Source organism: Streptomyces sp. S4.7 (assembly GCF_010384365.1).
Lineage (GTDB): Bacteria > Actinomycetota > Actinomycetes > Streptomycetales > Streptomycetaceae > Streptomyces.
In genome coordinates, this window is record NZ_CP048397.1 from 5,034,321 (window position 1) to 5,057,860 (window position 23,540).

Sequence of the window (23,540 nt, forward strand, 5' to 3'; positions counted from 1 at the left end):
GGCTATCCTCCATCTGTCCGGTAGTGAGACGTCCGTGAGGGCGGGCCGCTCCGGACCCCGAGATGGAGGAGGCGGTCCGGACCGATGGAGACGACGAGTCGGGCAGGGGCCCGGAGCACGGCCGACGGCGCGCCGGGAAGCAGGCGCGCGGTCGAGGGCTATCTGCGGGCGGCCTTCCCCTGGTACGGACTGGACGACGCGTTCACCGGCCCACGGTGGCTCATGCAGGTGGGAACGGCGGCGGACGGCACCGTGCAGCACGGTTCCACGGGACACGGTGACGAGCCGTCGATAAGACCGGACGCGTCAGGCGCGGAGAAGGAGCGCTTCGCGGCGGTCGTCACGGTCGCCGCGAGCCCCGTACGGGGCAGCGGTGACGGTACGGGAGTGCTCGACGCCACGACGGTGTCCTCGGCGGCCTGGCTGGCCGGTTCGGGGCTGCTGGTGTCGACCTGGCCCGCGCAGCTCGACCACTCGCTGCGTGACGACTGGCTGGACCAGCAGACCGAGACGGCCTTCGAACTGGCCGACGATCTGAACGGCTCCGCCTGGTCGGTGCTCTCGCTGCCCGTGGACGGTGTGCCGACACCGTTCCACTATCGGGAATCCGAATTCGGCTGGGTGCTCGCGGGCTCGACGGGCCCGACCGCCTCGGCCAAGGGCGGGGTGCACATCGGCGCGTACGGGCGGGGCATGAGCGCGTACGGCCTCGGCTTCTCGGTGATCGAGGACATCAGGTCGTACGTGGCCGAGTAGCCGCGTTCACCGGGCTTCCCGCTGGAGGGTTTCGCCCGCGTTCGCCGGAGCGGCCCAAGGAGCCGCTCCGGCGAACGCGGGCGCCGTCCGTGTCAGAACTTGTTGCGCGGCGTCAGTCCCAGCGTCATGCCCGCCAGACCGCGCTGGCGCCCGCCCAGCTTGCCGGCGATCGACCGCAGGGCCGCGCCCGCCGGGGAGTCGGGGTCGGAGAGCACGACCGGCTTGCCGTCGTCGCCGCCCTCGCGGAGCCGTACGTCGATCGGGATCGAGCCGAGCACCGGCACCGAGGCGCCGGTCGTCTTCGTCAGGCCGTCGGCGACCCGCTGGCCGCCGCCGGTACCGAAGACGTCGATCATCTCGTCGCAGTGCGGGCAGGGCAGGCCCGACATGTTCTCGACCACGCCGACGATCTTCTGATGGGTCTGTACGGCGATGGAGCCGGCCCGCTCCGCGACCTCGGCGGCTGCCTGCTGCGGTGTGGTGACCACCAGGATCTCGGCGTTCGGCACGAGCTGGGCCACGGAGATCGCGATGTCGCCCGTCCCCGGCGGCAGGTCCAGCAGCAGCACGTCCAGATCGCCCCAGTACACATCGGCGAGGAACTGCTGGAGCGCGCGGTGCAGCATCGGTCCGCGCCAGACCACCGGCGAGTTGCCGGGGGTGAACATACCGATCGAGATGACCTTCACGCCGTGCGCGGCCGGCGGCATGATCATGTTCTCGACCTGGGTGGGCTTGCCGTCCGCGCCCAGCATGCGGGGCACGCTGTGCCCGTAGATGTCGGCGTCGACGACGCCGACCTTCAGACCGTCGGCGGCCATCGCCGCCGCCAGGTTGACCGTCACCGACGACTTGCCGACGCCGCCCTTGCCCGAGGCGACCGCGTACACGCGGGTCAGCGAGCCGGGCTTGGCGAAGGGCACCTCGCGCTCGGCCGTGCCGCCGCGCAGGGACGCCGCGAGATCCTTGCGCTGCTCGTCGCTCATCACGTCGAGCGTGACCTCGACACGGGTGACGCCCTCGACGGCGGCGACGGCCTCCGTCACGTTCGTGGTGATCGTCTCGCGCATGGGACAGCCGGACACCGTGAGATAGACCGTGACAGCAACCGCGCCGTCCGCCCCGATATCGACCGATTTGACCATGCCGAGGTCGGTGATCGGACGGTGGATCTCGGGGTCGTTCACCGTCGCCAGTGCTGCGCGCACCGCGTCCTCCGCGGGGGCGACGGTTCCGTGCGTGTCGGTAGCCATAGGGAGATGGTACGGCGCGGCGCGCACGCCCCGTAAAGCGCGTCAGTGCTCGGAACGGTCTGATTCGTCACGTCCGCGCGGGGCTTCCGTCGGCGGCAGGACATGCTGCTCGGCGAGGTCCCGCACCAGATCCTGGAGCTCCGAGCGGATCCAGTCGCGGGTGGCGACCTCACCGAGCCCGATCCGCAGCGAGGCGATCTCGCGGGTCAGATACTCGGTGTCGGCGATGGATCGCTCGTTCTGCTTGCGCTCCTGCTCCTGGGTGACCCGGTCCCGGTCGTCCTGGCGGTTCTGCGCCAGCAGGATCAACGGGGCCGCGTAAGAGGCCTGGAGGGAGAGCGCCAGCGTCAGGAAGATGAACGGGTACTCGTCGAAACGCAGCGCCGGCGGCGCGAAGATGTTCCACAGCACCCACAGGATGATGATCAGTGTCATCAGGACGATGAAGCGCCCCGTCCCGAGGAACCGCGCGATGCGCTCCGACAGCCGGGCGAAGGCCTCGGGGTCGTAGTCCGGCAGCAGTCTGCGCCTCGGCGTGCGCGGCTGGTCGAGCCGTCCGCGCGGCCCACGCGCCACGGCGCTCGCTCCCGTGGCCGCCAGGCCCCGTTCCCTCGCCGCGTCCTTCTCCGCCCGCTCAGCGCCCACTCGCGGCCTCCGCCAGGCCGTAGCCGGTCTCCCGCCAGTCGTCGGGCAGCAGGTGGTCCAGGACGTCGTCGACGGTCACGGCGCCGAGCAGCGACCCGCTCTCGTCCACGACCGGCGCGGCCACCATGTTGTACGCGGCGAGATAGCCGGTGATCTGGGGCAGCGGCGTATCGGGCGCCAGGGGCGGCAGGTCGCTCTCGACGATCGAGCCGACCAGCGTGAACGGCGGGTCCCGCAACAGCCGTTGGAAGTGCACCGTGCCCAGGTACTTGCCCGTCGGCGTCTCGTCCGGCGCCCGGCACACATAGACCTGCGCGGCCAGCGCGGGCGAGAGGTCCTGCCGGCGCACCCGCGCCAGCGCGTCGGCGACGGTCGCGTCGGGCCGCAGCACGATCGGCTCGGTCGTCATCAGACCGCCCGCCGTCCGCTCCTCGTACGCCAGCAGCCGCCGCACGTCGGCGGCGTCGCCGGGCCGCATCAGCGCCAGCAGCCGCTCCTTGTCCTCCTCGGGCAGTTCGGAGAGCAGGTCGGCCGCGTCGTCCGGGTCCATCGCCTCCAGCACGTCCGCCGCCCGGTCGTCCTCCAGCTTGCCCAGGATCTCCACCTGGTCGTCCTCGGGCAGCTCCTCCAGGACGTCGGCCAGCCGGTCGTCGTCGAGGGCGGCGGCCACCTCGGCGCGCCGCTTGGGCGTCAGATGGTGCATCACATTGGCCAGGTCGGCGGGGCGCAGCCGCTCGAAGGTCGCGACGAGACTCTCCGCGCCCTGGCTGTCCTCCTCCAGCGTGAAGCCGGTGACCGCGGACCAGTCGACGGTCAGCGTCTCGCCGCGCCGCCGCAGCGCGCCGCCCCTGCCGCGCCGGACGAAGACCTTCCCGATCTCCCACTCGCGGCGGGCGGGCAACTGCTGGACGGCGACGTCGAGGACGGTCACCTCGTCGCCGCTCTCCACGAGCTGTACGCGGCGGTCCAGCAGCTCGCCCAGGACCAGTCGCTCGGTGGGGCGCTGTTCGAAGCGCCGCATGTTGACCACGCCCGTCGTGATCACCTGGCCGGAGGCGACCCCGGTGATGCGTGTCATGGGCAGGAAGATCCGCCGCCGGCTGAGCACCTCGACGACCATGCCGAGCACCCGGGGCGGGCGACCGCCGACACGCAGCATCGCCACGAGGTCGCGTACCCGCCCGACCTGGTCACCGTTGGGGTCGAAGACCGGCACACCGGCGAGATGCGAGACGAATACGCGGGAAGCGCCCGACGCCATCATGCGCTCCTCCTCGCCCGCGACTGTCCCTGCACTGCCTGAGGTGTCCTGCTTCGTGCCCCGGCCCCGTCCGCGCCTTGCCCGTGACTGTCCCCGTATCGACCGCGACAACGGGTTCAGGCTAGCCCGTACCGCTCCGTGCGGCCCTGGCGGATCCGTCCGTACGGTACGGGCGATCCGTCGCCGGGGCTCGTTGTCGAGGGGCGTGGTCGGCACAGGTACGCTGCGGTCTGCCGTCCCCCGTCACGTATGAGAGGCAGTGCGTTCGTGACCCTTCTTCGGTCCTCCGTCCGACTCCGCCGGGCCGCGGTCCCGGTCGCCCTCTGTGTCGGGATGACAGTGGCGCTCACGGCGTGCGGGAGCGACGAGGATCCGGACGCGGGCACGAACGGCGTCGGCAAACTGTCGGCCGCCGTGATCGAGAAGAAGGCCAAGGCCGCGGCCGAGAGCGCGGACGCGGTGCGCCTGTCGGGCACGGTCGTCACCAACGGGCAGACGTACAAGCTCAACATGTCGCTCAAGGAGGCCGGCGGGACCGGATCGGTCAGCTCGAAGACCGGCGGCACGTTCGAGCTGCTGCGCGTCGAGGACGAGCTGTATCTGAAGGCGGACGCCGGTTTCTGGAGCCACGCGGACGACAAGGGCGGCGACGGCGGGACGAGCACCCCGCCCAGCAAGGCCGACTCCGAGGCCGCGGAGAAGCTCGACGACAAGTACGTGAAGGTCCCCGAGGACGATCCGGCGTACAAGCAGCTGCGGGGCTTCACCGACAAGAGCGTGCTGCTCGACGGGCTGCTGGGGCTGCACGGCAAGCGCGGCAAGGGCGACCGGGCGGAGATCGGCGGCGTACGCACCATCGAGGTCAACGGCAGCGAGGGCGCCGGGGGCTCGCTGAACGTGTCGCTGGAAGGTACGCCGTACCCGCTGCAACTGGCGCGGGCGGGCGGCGCGGGGACGCTCACACTCAGCGACTGGGGCAAGGACTTTCCCCTGAAGGCGCCCACCAGGAACGAGACGGTGGACTACGGCAGCACGCTGCCGAGCACCTGACCCGGTCCCGGCCGGCCGCTCGCCGGTCCTGCCCTCAGCCCTGCTTCTTCCGGCGCTTGAACAGCAGCCGCGGCACGGCCGCCGGAGCCGGCCGGCGCGTCGTCGCCGAGGTCGGCAGCGGCGCCGCCGCCTGCGAGTCCCGCGGCATGCCGGTGATCGCGTCCCGCGGCTCCAGGCGCAGCACCCGCGACTCGCGCGCCCAGCGCTCCGTCATCGCGTCGAAGTCCGGCGCGTTCAGCCGCTTGCCCTTCAGCTCCGCGACGGCCGTCTCCCACGCCTCCGTACGAGGCGCGAGTTCGGTGACGGAGGCGGTCCAGGCCACCAGCCGCCCGCCCTTGTCCTTGCTCCGTACGGTGACATCGGCGGTGGAGCCGTCCACGAGCCCCGGCAGGGGCTGCTCGCCGCTGCCGTCCCCGACGACCAGGGCGGCGCCGTCGAGCCACACGTGCCACAGGGCACGGGCGGGGCCGCCCGCCCGCACCCAGATGAGGCCGGACTTCTTGGTGGCCTCCTCGACGAGCGCCTTGCCGAGGAGCGGGGAGCCGGAGGCGGTTTCTGTCATGTCCCGCAGCCTAAGGCGTCCCTCGGCGGCCCTACAGCCATCCGTTGCGCTTCAGCATCCGGTGGATCGTGAGACAGACGACCGCGATGCCGCCCAGCACCATCGGGTAGCCGTACTTCCATCCCAGCTCGGGCATGTGCTCGAAGTTCATGCCGTAGACGCCGCAGACGGCCGTCGGCACGGCGATGATCGCAGCCCAGGACGTGATCTTGCGCATGTCCTCGTTCTGCGCGACCGTCGCCTGCGCCAGATTGGCCTGGAGGATCGAGTTCAGCAGCTCGTCGAAGCCGACGACCTCCTCGTGCACCCTGGCCAGATGGTCCGCGACGTCCCGGAAGTACTTCTGCACGTCGGGTTCGACCAACCGCATCGGACGCTCGCTCAGCAACTGCATCGGTCGCAGCAGCGGCGCCACGGCCCGCTTGAACTCCAGCACCTCGCGCTTGAGTTGGTAGATCCGCCCCGCGTCCGAACCGCGCGGGCCGCCCTTCGCGGGCGCCGAGAACACATCGATCTCGACCTCGTCGATGTCGTCCTGCACGGCGGCGGCCACCGCGATGTAGCCGTCGACGACATGGTCGGCGATGGCGTGCAGGACGGACGACGGCCCCTTGGCGAGCAGTTCGCTGTCGTCCTCCAGCCGGTGCCGCAGCGCGCGCAGCGATCCCTTGCCGCCGTGCCGCACGGTGATGACGAAGTTCTGGCCGGTGAAGCACATGACCTCGCCGGTCTCCACGACCTCGCTGGTCGCGGTGAGTTCGGCGTGCTCGACGTAGTGGATGGTCTTGAAGACGGCGAAGAGGGTGTCGTCGTACCGCTCCAGCTTGGGCCGCTGGTGGGCGTGCACGGCGTCCTCGACGGCGAGCGGGTGCAGCCCGAACTCGGCCGCGATACCGGCGAATTCGGCCTCGGTCGGCTCGTGGAGGCCGATCCAGGCGAAGCCGCCGCCCTTGCGCACCTCCAGCATCGCCTCGTGCGGGGTGAGGCACGGCTCGTCCTTCACCCGGCGGCCGTCGCGGTAGACGGCGCAGTCGACGACGGCGCTGGAGGCCGAGGGGTCGCGGGTGAAGTCGTACGTGTTGTAGGCGGTGTTGCTCTTGCGCAGGGACGGACGGACCGCCGCACGCAGGTCACGGATCATCGACATGGCTGGGCTCCTCACGGAGAGGCCGTCGGCGGGGCGTGGCACAGCCCGGAACGGGGACGTGACGCGCGTACGGGCCGGCACACCATCGAAAAGGGATGACATGCCATGACGTGACACGACGCGGCGCGCATACGTCCGCAAAGCGGGCGGCACCGCGAGGACGCGGTGACGGCGTTCGCTACAGACAGGCAATACAGAGCTGGTGCAGTGCTCTTCCGTCGTGCGACGAGCCGCGGGCCTGTACGGGGCAGGGCCTCAGAGAGAGGCGGTACAGCGCGAGGAAGAGCGGCTGGTACTGGCCGGGTGACTTCGATCCACCGCAGCCCCACCTCCTCCGGCCGGTCCCCCGTAGGGGATGACGTGTGTCGGGACCGGAGAGCGACGCCTTGCGCGCTGTCCCGACCGGCGGCCCAGACTAGCAGCCGATCCGGGCCAGTTTTGTCTCTTGCCCGTTAAGACGGCGTTCTATGCTCACGGGATGGCAGAAGTTCTCTCTCTGGTCGAGGCCCGGTTGCGTACGGTGCTCGGGGAGCCCGACGCGCGCGCCGCGATGACGTTCGTGGGCACGGACCGCGTCGAGGTGCTGCGCTTCCTCGACGCGGGGGGCCGGGAGGAGTCCGGGGAGTCGCCGGGCCCCGGCGGCGCCGTCGTGCGGTACGCCACGCTGGGGATGTCCGCGCGGCCGATGGCCGACCCCACGGTCGTCGTCGCCGACCCGGACCGGGGCCCGCGCGCCGAGCTGGTCCTGTCGGTACGCGCCGGGCTCGCCGACACCGACAAGGTGCTGCGCCCGCTCGCCGTACTGGCCGCGTCGCCCCAGGTCGAGGGCCTGGTCGTGGCGCCGGGCGCGGCCCTGGAGGTCGGGGAGCCGCTGTGGCCGGGCGCGCCCTTCAGCTCCGTGCTGGTCGCGGAGTCCGGCGGACTGGTGGCCGATCTGGAGCTGGACGCACCGCTCGACCCCGTACGGTTCCTGCCGCTGCTCCCGATGACGCCCAACGAGGCCGCGTGGAAGCGGGTCAAGGGCGCGCAGGCGCTCCAGGAGCGGTGGCTGTCGCACGGGACCGATCTGCGCGATCCGCTGCGCTCCTCGGTCCCGCTCGACTAGGACGGGCCCGTGGGGCGTACGCCGGAGCACGCCCGCTCGCTGAACCTCGTACGCCGCCGAGATGACTCCCCGTCTCGTACACGCCGCTGGTATTTGCCAGGGTTCTGTGCCGGACGGGTGATCGTCCTTGACGGGGCGCCGGGCGCGGAGGACCGTTGGGCGATATGAGGGGCGAACCAGGTTGCCCGAAGTGCGGTGGCCGGGTGAGGGCGCCCGGTCTCTTCGCCGACTCCTGGCAGTGCGACTTGCACGGCACGGTCCATCCGATGCAGCCGGTGATACCGCCCAGTGTCGAAGCCCTGGGCGTCGTCGTGAACCGCGCCAGGGTCCCCGTCTGGATGCCCTGGCCGCTCCCTGTCGGCTGGCTCTTCTCCGGTGTGGCGTACGCGGGTGACGACCGCAGCGGCGGCCGGGCCACCGCCGTCGCCTGCTCCGGGCCCGGTCCGCTCGGTGGCACGGGGGAGATGCTGCTGGTCGCCGAGGAGCTGGGCGTCGGACTCGGGGCGCGTTACGCGGGGATCGACGGACCCGACCCGGGGCCGCACATCTGCGGCGACAAACCTCCGCACGCCAAACTGCTGGCCGCCGGCCGCCCCACCCCGCTCTGGCACGTGCCCGGTGTGCCGCCCGACCGCGCGGTCTTCGCGGGCGAGGCGCTCGGGCTGTGGCTCTGGGCGATCGTCTGGCCGGAGCAGACGGGGCTGCTGATGTACGACGAGCTGGTGCTGACCGATCTGCGGGACGCGGGCGCCGAGGTGGACCTGCTGCCGTGCGGCGCCCTTTCGCAGCGGCTGCTGAGCTGACCGGCGGGCCGGTCGGGCGGCCGGGAGGGCCTGGGCCGGGCGGCCGGGAGCACGCGGCACGCCCGTTATCCTGGAGCGTCCCCTGTCCGGCCGAGCCCCTGGAGTACGCGTCGTGCGCATCGACCTGCACACCCACTCCACGGCGTCGGACGGCACGGACACCCCGGCCCAGCTGGTACGCAACGCCGCCGCCGCCGGCCTCGACGTCGTCGCGCTCACCGATCACGACACCACCCGGGGCCACGCCGAGGCTCTCAAGACCCTCGCCGATCTCGACAGCGGACTCACCCTGGTCACCGGCGCGGAGCTCTCCTGCCGGACCGACGGTGTGAGCTTGCACATGCTGGCGTACCTCTTCGACGCCGACGAGCCCCAACTGCTGCGCGAGCGGGAGCTGGTGCGCGACGACCGGGTGCCGCGCGCGCGGGCGATGGTGGCCAAGCTCCAGGAACTCGGCGCGCCGATCACCTGGGAGCAGGTCGCGCGGATCGCCGGGGACGGCTCGATCGGCCGCCCGCACATCGCGTCGGCGCTCGTCGAACTGGGCATCGTGGGCTCGGTCGACGAGGCGTTCAGCTCCCGCTGGCTCGCCGACCACGGCCGGGTGCACGTGCCCCGGCACGAACTGGACCCCTTCGACGCGATCCGGCTGGTCAAGGCCGCCGGCGGCGTCACCGTCATCGCGCATCCGCTGGCCGTGACCCGGGGCGCGGTCGTGACGGAGGCGGCGATCGCCCGGCTGGCCGAGGCGGGGCTCGACGGCATCGAGGTCGACCACATGAACCACGACGAGCCCACGCGCGCACGGCTGCGTGGACTCGCCGCCGAGCTGGGCCTGCTCACCACCGGCTCCAGCGACTACCACGGCACCCGGAAGACCGTCGGGCTCGGGGACCACAGCACCGACCCGGAGATCTACGGCGAGATCGTCCGGCGCGCTTCGGGCGCGTTCCCGGTGCCCGGCACGGGCGGACCGGCGTAAGCACCTCCGCACCTCGCATCTGGGCACCTCGCCACGCCCGTACCTCCCGGCCCGCCCCACCACGCTCCGGCAGCGGGACCGCGTACGCCGTCGTACGCGCCTCGCACCGCCTCCCGGCCCCCGCCGCTTCATCCACCCACTCCTCGCAAGGCCACACCGTGTTCGACGCCGCCGTTTTCGGCTCCCTCTTCCTGACCCTCTTCGTGATCATGGACCCACCCGGGATCACGCCGATCTTCCTCGCCCTCACCTCCGGACGCCCCGCCAAGGTCCAGCGCCGGATGGCCTGGCAGGCGGTGGCCGTCGCCTTCGGTGTCATCACCGTCTTCGGCATCCTCGGCCAGCAGATCCTCGACTATCTGCATGTGTCCGTCCCCGCGCTGATGATCGCGGGCGGGCTGCTCCTGCTCCTCATCGCGCTCGATCTGCTCACCGGCAAGACCGACGAGCCCAAGCAGACGAAGGACGTCAACGTCGCCCTCGTGCCGCTCGGGATGCCGCTCCTCGCGGGGCCCGGCGCGATCGTCTCCGTGATCCTCGCCGTCCAGCACGCGCGAGGCGCTGCGGCGCAGGTGTCGGTGTGGGCGGCGATCGTGGCGATGCACGCCGTCCTCTGGCTGACGATGCGCTACTCGCTGGTGATCATCCGGCTGATCAAGGACGGCGGTGTGGTGCTGGTGACCCGGCTCGCCGGAATGATGCTCTCGGCCATCGCCGTGCAGCAGATCATCAACGGCATCACCCAGGTCGTCCAGGGCGCGTGAGGTGCCACGGAGACCGAAAACCAAAGCGCCCCCGTACGGATGCTCCGTACGGGGGCGTCTCGACATGAGCCGATCGGTGGATCCGGGGGATCCGGGATTTACGAGGCCGTGGTGACGGCCGGTCGGATATAGAGGCGCTGCCCTGTTGAGGCGGCCTGCTGCACGATCTGATTGACGGAGGCGGCGTCCACAACGGTGCTGTCCACGGCGGTGCCGTCAGCATCGTTCAGTCGCATGATCTCGAAGCGCATATCGCTTCTCCCTTCGTCTGATCCTCCGTAGGAGAACTATGTGTGACGGAAAGCCCGTCGTTGATTACATAAGGCCACAACGCCTTGCCCTCTGCAAACATTCCCTACACTAAGGAAAATTTTCAGCCGGCTAACTACTGGCGGGTACAGCCGCGCCCACGGACAATGGGCCCCGTATGAGCGAGGCAGAGATCAACCCCGACATCGCCGAGGTCGGCGCCCGCCTGGAGCGCACCAATGAACTGCTCCAGCGGATGCTGGCCGAGGTCGCGAAGACCCCTTCCACTCACGCCATTTTCGTCGACGCGGGTTACGTCTACGCTGCGGCGGGATTACTGGTCGCGGGAACCGAGGACCGCCGGGCCTTCGATCTCGACGCCGAAGGGCTCATCGAGGCGTTCATCGACAAGGCGCGCACGATCTTCGCGGACAGCAGGCTGCTGCGCGTCTACTGGTACGACGGCGCGCGGCGCCGCATCCACACCCCCGAGCAGCAGTCCATCGCCGAGCTGCCCGACGTCAAGGTCCGCCTCGGCAATCTCAACGCGAACAACCAGCAGAAGGGCGTCGACTCACTGATCCGCACGGATCTCGAATCGCTCGCCAGACACCGCGCGATCAGCGACGCCGCACTCGTGGGCGGTGACGAGGACCTCGTGTCCGCCGTCGAGGCCGCTCAGGGGTACGGCGCGCGCGTCCACCTCTGGGGCATCGAGGCCGGTGACGGGCGCAACCAGGCCGAGCCGCTGCTGTGGGAGGTCGACAGCCAGCGCACCTTCGACCTCGACTTCTGGCAGCCGTACGTGACGCGGCGGCCGGTCACCACGTACGAGAACGAGGGCGATCCGCCGCCCTCGCGCGAACAGGTGCGCTTCATCGGCGCGCAGATCGCGGCGACCTGGCTGGTGGGGCGGGGGCGGGTGGCGATGGCCGAGTTGCTGCCGGGGCATCCGTATCTGCCGGGGCCGGTGGACCAGGACCTGCTGATCGAGGCGGAGAAGCTGCTCCAGCGGTCGCTGCGGGGGCACGCGGTGCTGCGGCGGGCACTGCGCGACGGCTTCTGGCAGCACCTGCAGGCGCAGTTCTGAGCGTCTGACGCCATCCGCCCCGTCACTCACCCCCGGGGCCGGTCGGCCCCGTCCCAGAACGCGCTGAGCGCGGCGGCCGTACGCAGCGGCTGATCGGTGTTCGGCGAGTGTTCGGCGCCCTCGATCACCGTCCTGCGCGCGCCCAGCCGCCGCGCCATGTCGTCGAGCAACGGCACCGGCCAGGTGTCGTCCCGCTCGCCGGACACCACATGGACGGGCAGGTCCCGTACGGCCGCCAGCTCGGCCACCCGGTCCGCCTCCGCCGTCAACTGCCGTCCCGTGGCAAGTAGTTGGGCCGGGTTGTGACCGAGCCAGCGACGGCGCAGGTCCGCGCCGTCGACATCGGTCTCCTCCGGCGGGTCCATCGCCCGGATGCCCGCCCAGACCTGCTCCATGTCCATGTGCGTGAGTTCCAGGGCCTCGCTCAGCAGCCGCACCCGCTCCTGCTGGGAGGGCGCGATGCGGGCGGGGCCCGACGAGATCAGCGTCAGTGTCAGGAACGGCTCCGGGTCCGCCAGGACGGCGGCGCGGGCGATCTGCCCGCCCAGCGAGTGCCCCACGAGGTGGACCGGAGTGTCGGCCGCTGCCGCCTGCGCGAGCACATCCGCCGCCAATTCCTTCTGCGCGTAAGCCTCTTGGGAGTCGGGGCCCTTGGACTCGTACTGCCCGCGGCCGTCCACGGCGACGACGCGGTAGCCGGCCGCGGTGAGCGGTTCCAGCATCGCGATGAAGTCCTCCTTGCTGCCGGTGTATCCGGGCAGCAGGAGTGCGGTGCCCCGCGGCGCCCCCTCGGGGCGCGCGTCGAGCACGGCGAAGGGCCCGCGCCCGGTCGACAGCTGGAGCGCGCGGGCGCAGGGCGGGGGAGTGAACGTGGGCGGCCGGCTCATGCGACGAGAGTAGGACCCCTTGCCCGCCGCCGCCTCACCCGGCCGGGGCACCGGGAGCACGCTCCCGCGGAGGCACGCGCGTACGCCGATGGCCCGGCACCCCTCGCGGGGACCGGGCCATCGGTGTGCGCTGTGTCAGCTCTCGGGCTGGGCGACCGCCGCGCGCGTACGGCGGCGGCGCGGCTTGGCCTCGGCGACGGGGGCGTCGGCCTCCGCCGCGGCGGTCTTCGCCGTCCCGGCCTCGACCGTTGCCTTGGCGCGCGTGCGGCGCCGGGGCTTGGTCTCGGTCTTCGTTCCGGTGTCGCCGTCGGTGACCACCGGCGCAACCGGGGTCTCGACGGTGTCCACGGCCTCGACCGCGGGCTTGGCGGCGCGCGTACGACGACGGCGCGGCTTGGTGGCGACCTCGGTGTCGGCGTCGGCCCCGGGCTCGGCGAGCGGCTCGACGAACACGTCGGCCGCGGGAACCGCCACGGTCGTGGCGACCGCGTCGGCCGCCTCGGCGGGCACGCTCACGCGCGTACGCCGGCGACGACGCGGGACGCGCGGCTGCGTACCGTCCGTGCCCTCGGCGGTGTCGACCGCTTCGGTCGCCGCCGGAGCCGTCGCCGTCACCGTCTGCGCCTCACCGGCCTCCAGGGGAGTCCCGCCGCGCGTACGGCGGCGCTGCCGCGGCGTACGCGTACGTGCCGGGCGCTCCTCCTGCACGGAGGTGGACGTCCGCGCCGACGACGGACCGGCGGACTTACGGCCGCGGCCGCCCGTCTCGCCCAGGTCCTCGACCTGCTCCGCGGACAGACCGGCACGCGTCCGGTCCGTACGCGGCAGGATGCCCTTCGTCCCCGCGGGGATGCTGAGCTCCTCGAAGAGGTGCGGCGATGTCGAGTACGTCTCCGGCGGGTCAGGGAAGCCCAGGTCCAGCGCCTTGTTGATCAGCTGCCAGCGCGGGATGTCGTCCCAGTCGACCAGCGTCACGGCGATGCCGGACGCGCCCGCGCGGCCGGTGCGGCCGATGCGGTGGAGGTAGGTCTTCTCCTCCTCGGGCGACTGGTAGTTGATGACGTGCGTCACGCCCTCGACGTCGATACCGCGGGCGGCGACGTCGGTGCAGACCAGAACGTCCACCTTGCCGTTGCGGAACGCGCGCAGCGCCTGCTCACGCGCTCCCTGCCCCAGGTCACCGTGAACGGCGCCCGAGGCGAAGCCGCGCTGGGCGAGCTGGTCGGCGATGTCGGCGGCCGTGCGCTTCGTACGGCAGAAGATCATCGCGAGGCCGCGGCCCTCGGCCTGGAGGATGCGCGCGACCATCTCCGGCTTGTCCATGGAGTGGGCGCGGTAGACCCGCTGGGTGGTGTTGGCGACCGTCGCGCCCGCGTCGTCCGGGGACGTCGCGCTGATGTGCGTCGGCTGCGACATGTAGCGGCGGGCGAGACCGATGACCGCGCCCGGCATGGTGGCCGAGAACAGCATCGTCTGGCGCTTCGCCGGCAGCAGCTGGATGATCCGCTCGACGTCGGGCAGGAAGCCCAGGTCGAGCATCTCGTCGGCCTCGTCGAGAACGAGTCCGCGCACGTGCGACAGGTCGAGCTTGCGCTGGCCCGCCAGGTCGAGAAGCCGGCCGGGAGTGCCGACGACGACGTCGACGCCCTTCTTCAGGGCCTCGACCTGCGGCTCGTAGGCACGGCCGCCGTAGATCGCCAGCACGCGTACGTTGCGCACCTTGCCGGCGGTCTGGAGGTCATTGGTGACCTGCTGGCACAGCTCGCGGGTGGGGACGACCACGAGGGCCTGCGGGGCGTTGGTGAGCAGCTCGGGGACGGCCCGGCCCGCCTCGACGTCGGCGGGGACGGTGACGCGCTCCAGGAGCGGCAGGCCGAAGCCCAGCGTCTTGCCGGTGCCGGTCTTGGCCTGGCCGATCACGTCCTTGCCGGACAGCGCGACCGGGAGGGTCATCTCTTGGATGGGGAACGGAGACACGATGCCGACGGCTTCAAGCGCTTCGGCTGTCTCGGGGAGGATTCCGAGGTCTCGGAAAGTCGTAGTCAGGGTGCTGCCTCTTCTGTGAGACGCGACGCGAGGCGAACGCTGGGGGTCGTACCGCACCTGGGTACTCGGCCGGCCGTGGATTGGCCGGATGGCGCGGGACCACTGCCGTCGCTCGAGCGCTCGTGCCGCTGAGGGGGCCCCTCATCTGCGGTCATACGCAGCTGTGCGTACGGTCCGCGCGGAGGGCGGTCGGGGTCGGAGCCGATCGGGCCACCGACCGGGCATCCTCATGAGGCCTGTCCGGGACAGATCTCCCGGTCAAACACTGCGATGACCCACCGAATACTCGGCAGGCGCATTACCACTGTACCCCGGATTCGCGCATGTGTGTTGGACGAATTCGTCGGAACGGTATGAGAGCAGTCTCTGACCAGGCCCTTACGCGGTGCGCGGAGCGGGCTATTGTGCGCTCCATGGAGACGTCTGACAACGCCACTGCCCCTGAGTCCTCACCCGGATCCGCGCCCGCGGAACTCACCGGGATCGCCGCCCAGGACTGGGCGGCGGCCTCCGCCGATCCGAAGTACCGGGCCGCGGTCGTGGATCTGCTGGGAGCGCTCGCCTACGGCGAACTGGCGGCTTTCGAGCGGCTCGCCGAGGACGCCAAACTCGCGCCGACCCTGGACGACAAGGCGGAACTCGCGAAGATGGCCTCCGCCGAATTCCACCATTTCGAGAGGCTGCGCGACCGGCTCGGCGAAATCGACGCCGATCCCACGGGCGCCATGGACCCCTTCGCCGCCGCGCTGGACGACTTCCACCGCCAGACCGCGCCGTCGGACTGGCTGGAGGGCCTGGTCAAGGCGTATGTGGGCGACTCGATCGCCAGTGACTTCTACCGCGAGGTCGCCGCGCGGCTGGACTCCGACACCCGCGGTCTGGTGCTCGCTGTGCTCGATGACACAGGCCACGGCAATTTCGCCGTCGAGAAGGTCCGGGCGGCGATCGAGGCCGAGCCGAGGGTCGGCGGGCGCCTCGCGCTGTGGGCGCGGCGGCTGATGGGCGAGGCGCTGTCGCAGGCGCAGCGTGTGGTGGCCGACCGCGACGCGCTCTCGACGATGCTGGTGGGCGGGGTCGCGGACGGGTTCGACCTGGCCGAGGTCGGCCGGATGTTCTCGCGCATCACCGAGGCGCACACCAAGCGGATGGCGGCGCTGGGGCTGGCGGCCTGAGGCTTCTCTGTCTGAGGCGGTCCGCCCGCGGCCGGGGCGTCAGGAAGGCATCGGCCGGCGCAGACCGTGGCCCGCGGGGCGGAGCAGCAGTGAGAGCAGGACCGCCCCGACGGCCACCGCGCCGATCAGCGTCGCGACCGCATGACCGGGGCCGAGCGCCGCGTGCGTGAGCACCGCGCCGAACAGGGAGCCCAGGGATCCCGCGGCGAGCACGAGGCGGCGGGACGGGAGGCGGTGGGGCAGTCGCTGGAGAGCGGCCCAGGAGGCACCGAGTCCGAGCAGGATCGCACCGAGAGCTTCCAAGATCACTGCTGTTCACCTCACGAGGCGCGGCGGGCAATTCGGTCGTAGCCCGGTCTACCCGGAGTGTGCGCGGAGCAACCCTCCGCGATCCGAAGAGACGACGAAGGAGTGGCCCGGCGGGAGATCCCGCCGGGCCACTCCTTCGTCGCCGTGGTGCTGTTCGGTCGGACTTGGCCGCCTAGAGAGTGCCGAAGCCCACTCGTCGTGTCGTCGGCTCGCCGATCTCCACGTACGCGATCCGTTCGGCCGGTACGAGCACCTTCCGCCCCTTCTCGTCCGTGAGGCTGAGCAGCTTCGCCTTGCCGGCGAGTGCGTCGCCGACGGCGCTCTCGACCTCCTCGGCGGACTGCCCGCTCTCCAGAACGATCTCGCGGGGCGTGTGCTGCACGCCGATCTTGACCTCCACCGCTATGTCCCTCCGAACGGTCGGTGCGTTGCGCGGTCAACCGCGCGGTACCCAGCACACATTAGCCCGGCGGGACGATGCTCAGGACGGTGGCGGGGCACGCCCGCAGCGAACACGGACCGGGTCAGGCGCCCGGGTGCTGCTCGCTGCCGTGCAGCGGGAATCCGGCGATGCCGCGCCAGGCAAGCGACGTGAGAAGTTCCACGGCCTTGTCGCGGGGGATGACCGATTCGCTGGAGAGCCAGTAGCGGGCCACCACCTGGGAGACACCGCCGAGCCCGACGGCCAGCATCATGGACTCCTCCTTGGACAGGCCCGTGTCCGAGGCGATCACGTCGGAGATCGCCTCCGCGCACTGGAGCGCGACCCGGTCGACGCGCTCGCGCACGGCCGGCTCGTTCGTCAGGTCGGACTCGAAGACCAGCCGGAACGCGCCGCCCTCGTCCTCGACGTAGGCGAAGTACGCGTCCATCGTGGCCGCGACCCGGAGCTTGTTGTCCGTCGTCGACGCCAGTGCCGTGCGCACCGCGTGCAGCAGGGCCTCGCAGTGCTGGTCGAGCAGCGCCAGGTAGAGGTCCAGCTTTCCGGGGAAGTGCTGATAGAGGACGGGCTTGCTGACTCCGGCCCGCTCCGCGATGTCGTCCATCGCCGCGGCGTGGTACCCCTGTGCGACGAAGACTTCCTGAGCCGCGCCCAGAAGCTGATTGCGTCGAGCGCGGCGTGGCAGGCGCGTGCCTCGCGGGCGCGCCGCCTCGGTCTGCTCTATGGCTGTCACGCCGCCTCCCAGAATCGTTTCCGTGCGCGCTGTGCGCCGCCTTGCCATCGTACTTTTGGGTATCCCGGCTGTGCGTGGTCAGGTCGCAGAATTTCACGGACCGGACGGTCGGGGGCCGGATATCCGCCTGGCCTCGTATGCGGCGACGGAGAAAAGTATCCAATGCTGACAAAAGGCGAACCCGGTCCTGAGTACTCGCTCAGCGGTAGTCGTCCTCGTCGAGGGAGACGATACGCGCCTGTTCGGCGGCGTCCGCCTCGTCGGCCTCGGTCGTATCGAGGGGGGCGGGTGGATCGTCGCCCTCCGGCCGCACGTCCCGATGCTGCTCGGCGGCGTCGGCCTCCGGGGTCTCCTCGTCGATTTCATCGAGTTCACGGGAATCCGTCCCGGCGGTCCGATCTTCCTCGCCGGTGTCGTTCGGGAATGTGTCCGGGCCGTTCGGGTCCGCCGGCATGGGGCGCCCTTTCCTTCTCCGGTCGTCTTCCGTCTTCCATTCGCGAAATGAGACGAATGGCAACGCCTACTTACGAGGGTAGGAGGTCCGCACCCGTGGCGCTACGCGTCCTGTGACGGTGAACACGCGAACCGGCGCGTGATCGTCTCGTAACATTGCCCGCATGTCTTCGACCGAGCTGCCGGAAACCCTCGCCGCCGCCGTCCCGCGCGTGAGTACCGTCCGGGTCGCCGAAGGTGAGCGGCTGCGTACGGTGGCCCTGCCGGGGCTGACCCTGAACGTGCGCTCACGGCCCCCGACGCGTGCCGGACTGCCGCGCGCCCTGTACGTGCACGGCCTCGGCGGCTCCTCGCAGAACTGGTCCGACCTGATGCCGCTGCTGGCCGACGTGGTCGACGGCGAGGCGGTCGACCTGCCCGGCTTCGGGGACTCCCCGCCGCCGGAGGACCGCAACTACTCGCTCACCGCCCACGCGCGGGCCGTGATCCGGCTCCTCGACGCGAGCGGCCGCGGCGCGGTGCATCTCCTCGGCAACTCCCTGGGCGGCGCCGTCGCGACCCGGATCGCCGCCGCCCGCCCCGACCTGGTGAGCACCCTCACCCTCGTCTCACCCGCGCTCCCCGAGATCCGCGTGCAGCGCAACGCCCTGCCGACCGCCCTGCTGGCCGTGCCCGGCGTCGCCGCGCTGTTCGGACGGATGACCCGCGAGTGGACGGCCGAGCAGCGCACTCGCGGGGTGATGGCGCTCTGTTACGGAGACCCCGGCCGGGTCTCGGAGGAAGGGCTGCGGCACGCCGTGGAGGAGATGGAGCGGCGGCAGGGTCTTCCGTACTTCTGGGAAGCGATGACCCGCTCCGCGCGGGGCATCGTCGACGCGTACACCCTCGGGGGGCAGCAGGGGCTGTGGCGGCAGGCCGAGCGGGTCCTCGCGCCGACGCTGCTCGTCTACGGAGGGCGGGATCAGCTTGTTTCGTACCGAATGGCACGAAAGGCGTCCGCCGTTTTCCGGGATTCGCGGCTCCTGACGCTTCCGGACGCCGGTCATGTTGCCATGATGGAGTACCCCGAGGTGGTCGCCGAGGCCGCGCGCGGTCTCATCCGGGAGTCCGACGCGGCGACGGGTGGGTCGCGGGGTGAGACGAACGACCGTGCCGACCGTAGCTACGGTAGAGGCGGCGCGGTCGTGAGTGCGGGCGACGGCGGCGGCAACGACAGCGACAACGACAGTGGCGGGAGCTGATCCTGGGCGTGGGACGACACAGCCGTAAAGGCCCCGCACCGCAGGGATCCGACAGCAAGAAGCGGGCCTCCACCGGAAGCGGCCCACCGGCCGGCCGGCGGGACGTGCCCGCCGCCCCGTCTCCCGGCGGACGGGACCATGCCGCCCCACCGCCGTACGGCACCCCCGCGCACGGCGTGCCGCAGGTGCGCGGCGGACATCCCGAGCACCGCGAGCCGGGCGGCGGCTGGGGTCAGCAGCGCTACGGGGACGGGCAGGCCGGCGGATCGCCGGGGCCCCGGCACCCACAGCAGCCGCAGGGCCGGCAGCCGCGCCCGGCGCCGGCCGGACAGCGCCAAGTGCCGGGACCACGCCGTGAGTTCATCGACGCCTTCGACGCGCCGCCCTCTCGTCACGGATCCGCCGCCGACGGTACGGACGTCGACTCCGCGCGCTGGCGGCCCGATCCGTACGCTCCCGTCACCGACTGGGACGACGAGAACAGCCGGCCCCGTGTGGGCTCCGCCGACGGCTCGGGCCGCGGCTTCGACCACGACGACGGTGAGGCCGCTCCGGACGCCGACGGCGACGGGGAGCGGCCCGCCAAGGGCGCTCTCGGCCGCACCTTCACCGGGATCGCCGCGGCGGCCGTGACCACGGTGCTCGTCGTCGTGGTGGCCGGTCAGGTCACCGACCGCGGGGAACAACGGGCCGGCGCGCAGCCCTCCGGCGGACTCGCCCGCGACGGCGAGGGCGCCGCCTCGCGCTCGGACGGCAGGCCGACACCGAAGGAGTCCGCCGCCGACGCCCCGGCGCTGCCGCCCACCTACAACCAGTTGATGACCAGGCAGTTCCCGCTGGCCGCCGACCTCAAGGGCTCGGGCGAGTTCGAGGCGGTGCCCGGACTGGCGAAGGCGCCCGGCGAGGGCCGCAAGATCCGCTACCGGATCGATGTCGAGAAGGGCCTCGGCCTCGACCGGAACCTGTTCGCCGACGCCGTGCAGAAGACCCTCAACGACGACCGGAGCTGGGCCCACGACGGGGCCATGACCTTCGAGCGGATCGCCAGTGGCTCGCCCGACTTCGTGATAACCCTCGCCAGTCCCGGGACCACGGCCGAGTGGTGCGCCAAGTCCGGACTGGACACCACCGTCGACAACGTGTCCTGCGACTCCGCCGCGACCGACCGCGTCATGATCAACGCGTTCCGCTGGGCGCAGGGGGCCAAGACGTACGGCCCCAAGGCGATGCTCGCCTACCGGCAGATGCTGATCAACCACGAGATCGGGCACCGGCTCGGGCACGACCACGTGAGCTGCCGGACGCCGGGCTCGCTCGCCCCGGTGATGCAGCAGCAGACCAAGACGCTGGAGCTCGACGGCGTCAAGTGCAAGCCCAACCCCTGGGTGTTCCCCGGCAGTTGAGGCATCGGCCGCAGCTTTACGCAGCGTGACCGAATGATCCCTTATCGCGACAGAACGCTATCGCGGTGGGAAAGTTACGTGCATTCACCCCTTCTGGTGGTGCGACGGACAACCGTCCGCCGTTCCACCGTCATGTCCGCTTACGGTCGTCCCGCTGCGAGTCGTCGATCCAACGGCGGCTTCCCACAAGGCGGATCGGGGGTGTGCTCGTGCGGATCGGACTGCTTACGGACGGTGGCTACCCGTACGCGACGGGTGAGTCCAGGCTGTGGTGCGACCGGCTCGTGCGCGGGCTCGCACAGCACGAGTTCGACATCTACGCCCTCAGTCGCAGTGCCCAGCAGGAGGGCACCGGCTGGATCCAGCTGCCGCCCTCCGTGCGGCGGGTGCGTACCTTGGCGCTCTGGTCCGCGCAGGGCGACGGGAGGGCGTACGGTCGGCGCGAACGACGGCGCTTCGTGGGGCACTTCGGGGATCTGATCACCGCCGTCTGCGCACCGGACGCGGGAGCCGCGGAGGGCGCGGACGGCGACGACGCGCACCGCGCGGACGTCTTCGCCGAAGGGCTGTACGGGCTCGCCGAGCTGGCGCACGAGCACGGCGGGCTCTCCACGGCCCTACGCTCGGAGGCCGCCGTACGGATCCTGGAGACCGCCTGCCACGCCCCCGGCGCGCGCCGGAGCGTGCGCGGCGCCACCGTCCCGGACTACCTGGTCCTCGCCGACCAGTTGGAACGTGCCCTGCGCCCGCTCTCCCCCGACTGGTACGACGACGACGGCCTCGGCGGCGTCGACCTCTGTCACGCGACGACGGGTGGCTCCGCCGCCCTGCCGGGGCTTGTGGCCAAACGCTTCTTCGGTGTGCCGCTGCTGGTCACCGAGTACGGCGTCCAGCTCCGCGCCCACTACCTGGCCGCCGGACCCGGCGGTGACGCGACCCTGCGCGCGCCGGTACGCGCCCTGCTCGCGGCCTTCCAGGGCCGGCTCGCCGCCGAGGTCTACCGCCGGGCCGCCGTCATCACCCCCGGCAACACCCACGCCAGACGCTGGCAGGAGCGCTGCGGGGCCGACCGCGCCAAACTGCGCACCGTCTACCCCGGCATGGAGACGGAGCGCTTCGCGGCGCTGGGCGAACGCCACGAGAGCGGCGGGGCCGGCGCGGGCGGTGACGGCGGCGATCCGAACGCGCTGGTCTGGGTCGGCCGGATCGAACCCGCCAAGGACCTGATCTCCCTGCTGCACGCCTTCGCCGACATCCGTAAGGAGGAGCCCGACGCGCGTCTGAGGATCATCGGCGCCGCCGCACAGGGCGCGGAGGCGACGGCGTATCTCGCCCACTGCCGCGCGCTGGCCGCCCAGTTGTTCCCCGACGAGGCCACCGACGCGCACGCCGTGGGAGACAACTGCGTCTCCTTCGAGGAGGTCGGCGGGCCCGCCGCGCCGGAACTCGTGGACGCGTACGCGGCGGGCGGGGTGGTCGTCCTGTCCAGCATCGTCGAGGGCTTCCCGGTCAGCCTGGTCGAAGCGATGTTCTGCGGGCGCGCGACGGTCTCCACCGATGTCGGCGCGGTCGTCGAAGTCATCGGAGGCACCGGGCTCGTGGTGCCCCCGCGGAATCCGCGGGCGCTCGCCGACGCCTGTCTCGCGCTGTTGCGCGACCCGGAGCGGCGCGAACGGCTGGGCGCCGCCGCGCGGGCCCGCGCGCTCGAACTGTTCACCGTCGAGCAGAATCTGGCGGCGTTCCGCGCCATCTACCTGGAGCTGATCTCGCACGCCCCGGTCCGGCGCCCGGCCGAGACCGTGGACGCGCACGGCGAGCCGCTGCCGTTCGCCAACCCGGCGGAGGCGTACGTACCCGGCCACTGGACCGCCGGGCAGGCCAGGACCGTACCGATGCCGCCCCCCGTACCGATGGTGCCCCCGGTATCGATGCCGCTGCCCCCGCACACGACCGGGCCCGCGCCCTTCTTGGCGACGGCACGGACGTCGCGTCCCGCGGAGGCGGTCGGTGTGGGCGCCGGACAGGCACTGGGGGAGAACGATGGCTGACGCGGGCACCACACCCGCGGGAACCGCCCGGCCCGCGCGGCGACGGGGACCGGCCGACCCCGTAAGGACGCTGATGCACAGCCATCGCGAACTGTGCGAGCGTGCCGTCGACCCGCTGGAGATCGCCGCCGGTCTGGAGGCGCACGGCGTCACCGACCGGGCCGCCGCGCGCTTCCGGCACCGGGACGTCTTCTCCCTCGCCGAGGAGCTGTACGCGCGCGTGCCGCGCGCCGCGGACACCGACTCCGCCGACGCCACCACGCCGTATCCGGCTCGTTTTGGCGGTCCGTGCGCCGGGTGGGCGCTGCGCACCCTGCTCCCGGGCGCCGTGTGCGCCGTCGCCGTGGTCGCCCTGCGCCCCACCGAAGGCGGCGTCGGCGGGGGAGTGCGATCCGCGATAGGCGTGGCGGGGGCCGTCGCCCTCGCCGCCGCGCTCACCGTCGCCCTCCGGCGCGGCCCGCTGCGCGTCGCCGCCCACACCGCGCGCGTCTCACGTCTGTGGGTGTGCTGGCTGCTGGCCTACGTCCTGTACGGCGACGGACTGCCGCGCCTGTCCGGCGGCGGTCCGCTCGGGGCCCCGCCCCTCACCGACGCGGCGGCGCCGCTCCTGGCCCTGGCGTTCGCCGTGGCCCCCGCGGCCTGGTGCGCCCATCTGCTCTCCCTACAGGCGCGGCGCGGGCTCGCCGACAGCCGCGGGCTGGCCGAGTTCGCCGCCCGGACCCGGCCACCGCTGCTGGGTCTGCTCGCGCTGTACGTCCTCACACTGACCGCCCTGGCCGTCCTCGCCGAACTCGTCATCGGCGGCGACCGGGGCGCGAGCGCCGGTCGCCCCGTCGCGACGGTCGCCGTCGGCGCTCTGCTGTTCCTCGCCCGGCTGCTCACCGTCCACGGCTTCCCGAAGGCCGCGGCGACCGGTCTCGTCACCGCCTGCGCCGTCGAGGCGTCGGTCCTCGTCCTCGCGACGGCGGGCCGCGTCCCCGGCCTCGAATCCGTCTCCGCCCCCGTCCGGGCCGTCGTCGACGCCGGGGGAGCCGGCGCCGTACCGGCCGTCGCCTGCGGCGCAGCCGCGCTCGGCCTGCTGATCCACGCCACCGTCGTCCTGCCCCGGGCCTCGGCCCACACCTGACCGGCGGACCACT

The 23,540-nt window shown here is 71.9% G+C and carries 24 protein-coding genes; 12 read left to right on the forward strand and 12 right to left on the reverse strand.

Annotated features, from left to right (window positions below):
• Positions 1-84: 84 nt before the first annotated feature.
• Positions 85-756, forward strand: a complete 672-nt coding sequence (locus SSPS47_RS22620) for a hypothetical protein (RefSeq protein ID WP_164252643.1) — start codon at positions 85-87, stop codon at positions 754-756.
• Positions 757-848: 92 nt separating this feature from the next.
• On the opposite strand, the gene SSPS47_RS22625 is transcribed toward SSPS47_RS22620, so the two are convergent.
• From SSPS47_RS22625 to SSPS47_RS22635, 3 genes are read right to left on the reverse strand one after another with little or no spacing between them, the layout of a single operon-like run.
• Complete coding sequence (locus SSPS47_RS22625) at positions 849-2,009, reverse strand: Mrp/NBP35 family ATP-binding protein (RefSeq protein ID WP_239065020.1); 1,161 nt, start codon at positions 2,007-2,009, stop codon at positions 849-851.
• A 42-nt stretch (positions 2,010-2,051) separates the two neighbouring features.
• Positions 2,052-2,654 carry a DUF1003 domain-containing protein gene (locus tag SSPS47_RS22630; protein ID WP_164252644.1) on the reverse strand — a complete coding sequence of 201 codons (603 nt, stop codon included), beginning with the start codon at positions 2,652-2,654 and terminating at the stop codon, positions 2,052-2,054.
• Positions 2,644-3,915, reverse strand: a complete 1,272-nt coding sequence (locus SSPS47_RS22635) for a CBS domain-containing protein (RefSeq protein WP_164254868.1) — start codon at positions 3,913-3,915, stop codon at positions 2,644-2,646. Before SSPS47_RS22635 ends, SSPS47_RS22630 begins: the two co-directional genes overlap by 11 nt.
• Positions 3,916-4,164: 249 nt before the next feature.
• On the opposite strand from SSPS47_RS22635, the gene SSPS47_RS22640 reads away from it, so the two are divergent.
• Positions 4,165-4,965 (forward strand): hypothetical protein, encoded by an 801-nt coding sequence (locus tag SSPS47_RS22640; RefSeq protein ID WP_164252645.1) that lies wholly within the window; start codon positions 4,165-4,167, stop codon positions 4,963-4,965.
• A 34-nt stretch (positions 4,966-4,999) separates the two neighbouring features.
• Here the strand turns inward: SSPS47_RS22640 and SSPS47_RS22645 are convergent, their stop codons facing one another.
• Both SSPS47_RS22645 and SSPS47_RS22650 read right to left on the reverse strand, forming a co-directional pair.
• Positions 5,000-5,527 carry a hypothetical protein gene (locus SSPS47_RS22645; protein ID WP_164252646.1) on the reverse strand — a complete coding sequence of 176 codons (528 nt, stop codon included), beginning with the start codon at positions 5,525-5,527 and terminating at the stop codon, positions 5,000-5,002.
• Positions 5,528-5,558: 31 nt separating this feature from the next.
• The gene (locus tag SSPS47_RS22650; RefSeq protein WP_164252647.1) at positions 5,559-6,674 is read right to left on the reverse strand and encodes a magnesium and cobalt transport protein CorA; all 1,116 of its coding nucleotides are present in this window, start codon (positions 6,672-6,674) and stop codon (positions 5,559-5,561) included.
• 478 nt (positions 6,675-7,152) lie between these two features.
• Here SSPS47_RS22650 and SSPS47_RS22655 point away from each other — a divergent pair, with 478 nt between their 5' ends.
• The 4 genes from SSPS47_RS22655 (at position 7,153) to SSPS47_RS22670 (ending at position 10,328) form a co-directional block, all read left to right on the forward strand.
• The gene (locus SSPS47_RS22655; RefSeq protein ID WP_164252648.1) at positions 7,153-7,779 is read left to right on the forward strand and encodes a suppressor of fused domain protein; all 627 of its coding nucleotides are present in this window, start codon (positions 7,153-7,155) and stop codon (positions 7,777-7,779) included.
• Positions 7,780-7,943: 164 nt separating this feature from the next.
• Positions 7,944-8,582 (forward strand): DUF6758 family protein, encoded by a 639-nt coding sequence (locus tag SSPS47_RS22660; RefSeq protein WP_164252649.1) that lies wholly within the window; start codon positions 7,944-7,946, stop codon positions 8,580-8,582.
• Between the two features lie 112 nt (positions 8,583-8,694).
• Entirely contained in the window at positions 8,695-9,564 is an 870-nt protein-coding gene (locus SSPS47_RS22665) for a PHP domain-containing protein (RefSeq protein WP_164252650.1), read from the forward strand.
• Between the two features lie 158 nt (positions 9,565-9,722).
• A complete protein-coding gene (locus tag SSPS47_RS22670; RefSeq protein ID WP_164252651.1) occupies positions 9,723-10,328 on the forward strand; it encodes a MarC family protein in 606 nt (201 codons plus the stop codon).
• A gap of 98 nt (positions 10,329-10,426) precedes the next feature.
• Here the strand turns inward: SSPS47_RS22670 and SSPS47_RS34895 are convergent, their stop codons facing one another.
• A complete protein-coding gene (locus SSPS47_RS34895) occupies positions 10,427-10,579 on the reverse strand; it encodes a hypothetical protein (protein WP_187280063.1) in 153 nt (50 codons plus the stop codon).
• 176 nt (positions 10,580-10,755) lie between these two features.
• Between SSPS47_RS34895 and SSPS47_RS22675 the strand changes: the two genes are divergently transcribed.
• Positions 10,756-11,667: an NYN domain-containing protein gene (locus tag SSPS47_RS22675; RefSeq protein WP_147873987.1), complete on the forward strand. Its 912-nt coding sequence runs from the start codon at positions 10,756-10,758 to the stop codon at positions 11,665-11,667.
• A 26-nt stretch (positions 11,668-11,693) separates the two neighbouring features.
• Here the strand turns inward: SSPS47_RS22675 and SSPS47_RS22680 are convergent, their stop codons facing one another.
• Positions 11,694-12,554: an alpha/beta hydrolase gene (locus SSPS47_RS22680; RefSeq protein WP_164252652.1), complete on the reverse strand. Its 861-nt coding sequence runs from the start codon at positions 12,552-12,554 to the stop codon at positions 11,694-11,696.
• Between the two features lie 135 nt (positions 12,555-12,689).
• Entirely contained in the window at positions 12,690-14,507 is a 1,818-nt protein-coding gene (locus tag SSPS47_RS22685; protein WP_239065021.1) for a DEAD/DEAH box helicase, read from the reverse strand.
• A 506-nt stretch (positions 14,508-15,013) separates the two neighbouring features.
• Between SSPS47_RS22685 and SSPS47_RS22690 the strand changes: the two genes are divergently transcribed.
• The gene (locus SSPS47_RS22690) at positions 15,014-15,772 is read left to right on the forward strand and encodes a ferritin-like fold-containing protein (RefSeq protein WP_164252653.1); all 759 of its coding nucleotides are present in this window, start codon (positions 15,014-15,016) and stop codon (positions 15,770-15,772) included.
• Between the two features lie 39 nt (positions 15,773-15,811).
• Here SSPS47_RS22690 and SSPS47_RS22695 read toward each other — a convergent pair whose 3' ends face one another.
• The 4 genes from SSPS47_RS22695 to SSPS47_RS22710 form a co-directional block, all read right to left on the reverse strand.
• A complete protein-coding gene (locus SSPS47_RS22695) occupies positions 15,812-16,081 on the reverse strand; it encodes a hypothetical protein (RefSeq protein WP_147873984.1) in 270 nt (89 codons plus the stop codon).
• A gap of 172 nt (positions 16,082-16,253) precedes the next feature.
• The gene (locus tag SSPS47_RS22700; RefSeq protein ID WP_078075210.1) at positions 16,254-16,481 is read right to left on the reverse strand and encodes a DUF3107 domain-containing protein; all 228 of its coding nucleotides are present in this window, start codon (positions 16,479-16,481) and stop codon (positions 16,254-16,256) included.
• Positions 16,482-16,605: 124 nt separating this feature from the next.
• Positions 16,606-17,256, reverse strand: a complete 651-nt coding sequence (locus tag SSPS47_RS22705; RefSeq protein WP_147873983.1) for a TetR/AcrR family transcriptional regulator — start codon at positions 17,254-17,256, stop codon at positions 16,606-16,608.
• Positions 17,257-17,455: 199 nt separating this feature from the next.
• The gene (locus SSPS47_RS22710) at positions 17,456-17,710 is read right to left on the reverse strand and encodes a hypothetical protein (protein WP_164252654.1); all 255 of its coding nucleotides are present in this window, start codon (positions 17,708-17,710) and stop codon (positions 17,456-17,458) included.
• 163 nt (positions 17,711-17,873) lie between these two features.
• Between SSPS47_RS22710 and SSPS47_RS22715 the strand changes: the two genes are divergently transcribed.
• The 4 genes from SSPS47_RS22715 to SSPS47_RS22730 all read left to right on the forward strand — a co-directional run bounded on the left by SSPS47_RS22715 (position 17,874) and on the right by SSPS47_RS22730 (position 23,527).
• The gene (locus tag SSPS47_RS22715; RefSeq protein WP_164252655.1) at positions 17,874-18,950 is read left to right on the forward strand and encodes an alpha/beta hydrolase; all 1,077 of its coding nucleotides are present in this window, start codon (positions 17,874-17,876) and stop codon (positions 18,948-18,950) included.
• 8 nt (positions 18,951-18,958) lie between these two features.
• Positions 18,959-20,353: a DUF3152 domain-containing protein gene (locus tag SSPS47_RS22720; RefSeq protein ID WP_164252656.1), complete on the forward strand. Its 1,395-nt coding sequence runs from the start codon at positions 18,959-18,961 to the stop codon at positions 20,351-20,353.
• Positions 20,354-20,562: 209 nt separating this feature from the next.
• Positions 20,563-22,401, forward strand: coding sequence for a DUF3492 domain-containing protein (locus tag SSPS47_RS22725; protein WP_164252657.1), 1,839 nt, complete (start codon positions 20,563-20,565; stop codon positions 22,399-22,401).
• A gap of 73 nt (positions 22,402-22,474) precedes the next feature.
• Positions 22,475-23,527 (forward strand): hypothetical protein, encoded by a 1,053-nt coding sequence (locus tag SSPS47_RS22730; RefSeq protein ID WP_164252658.1) that lies wholly within the window; start codon positions 22,475-22,477, stop codon positions 23,525-23,527.
• The last annotated feature ends 13 nt before the right edge of the window (positions 23,528-23,540 follow it).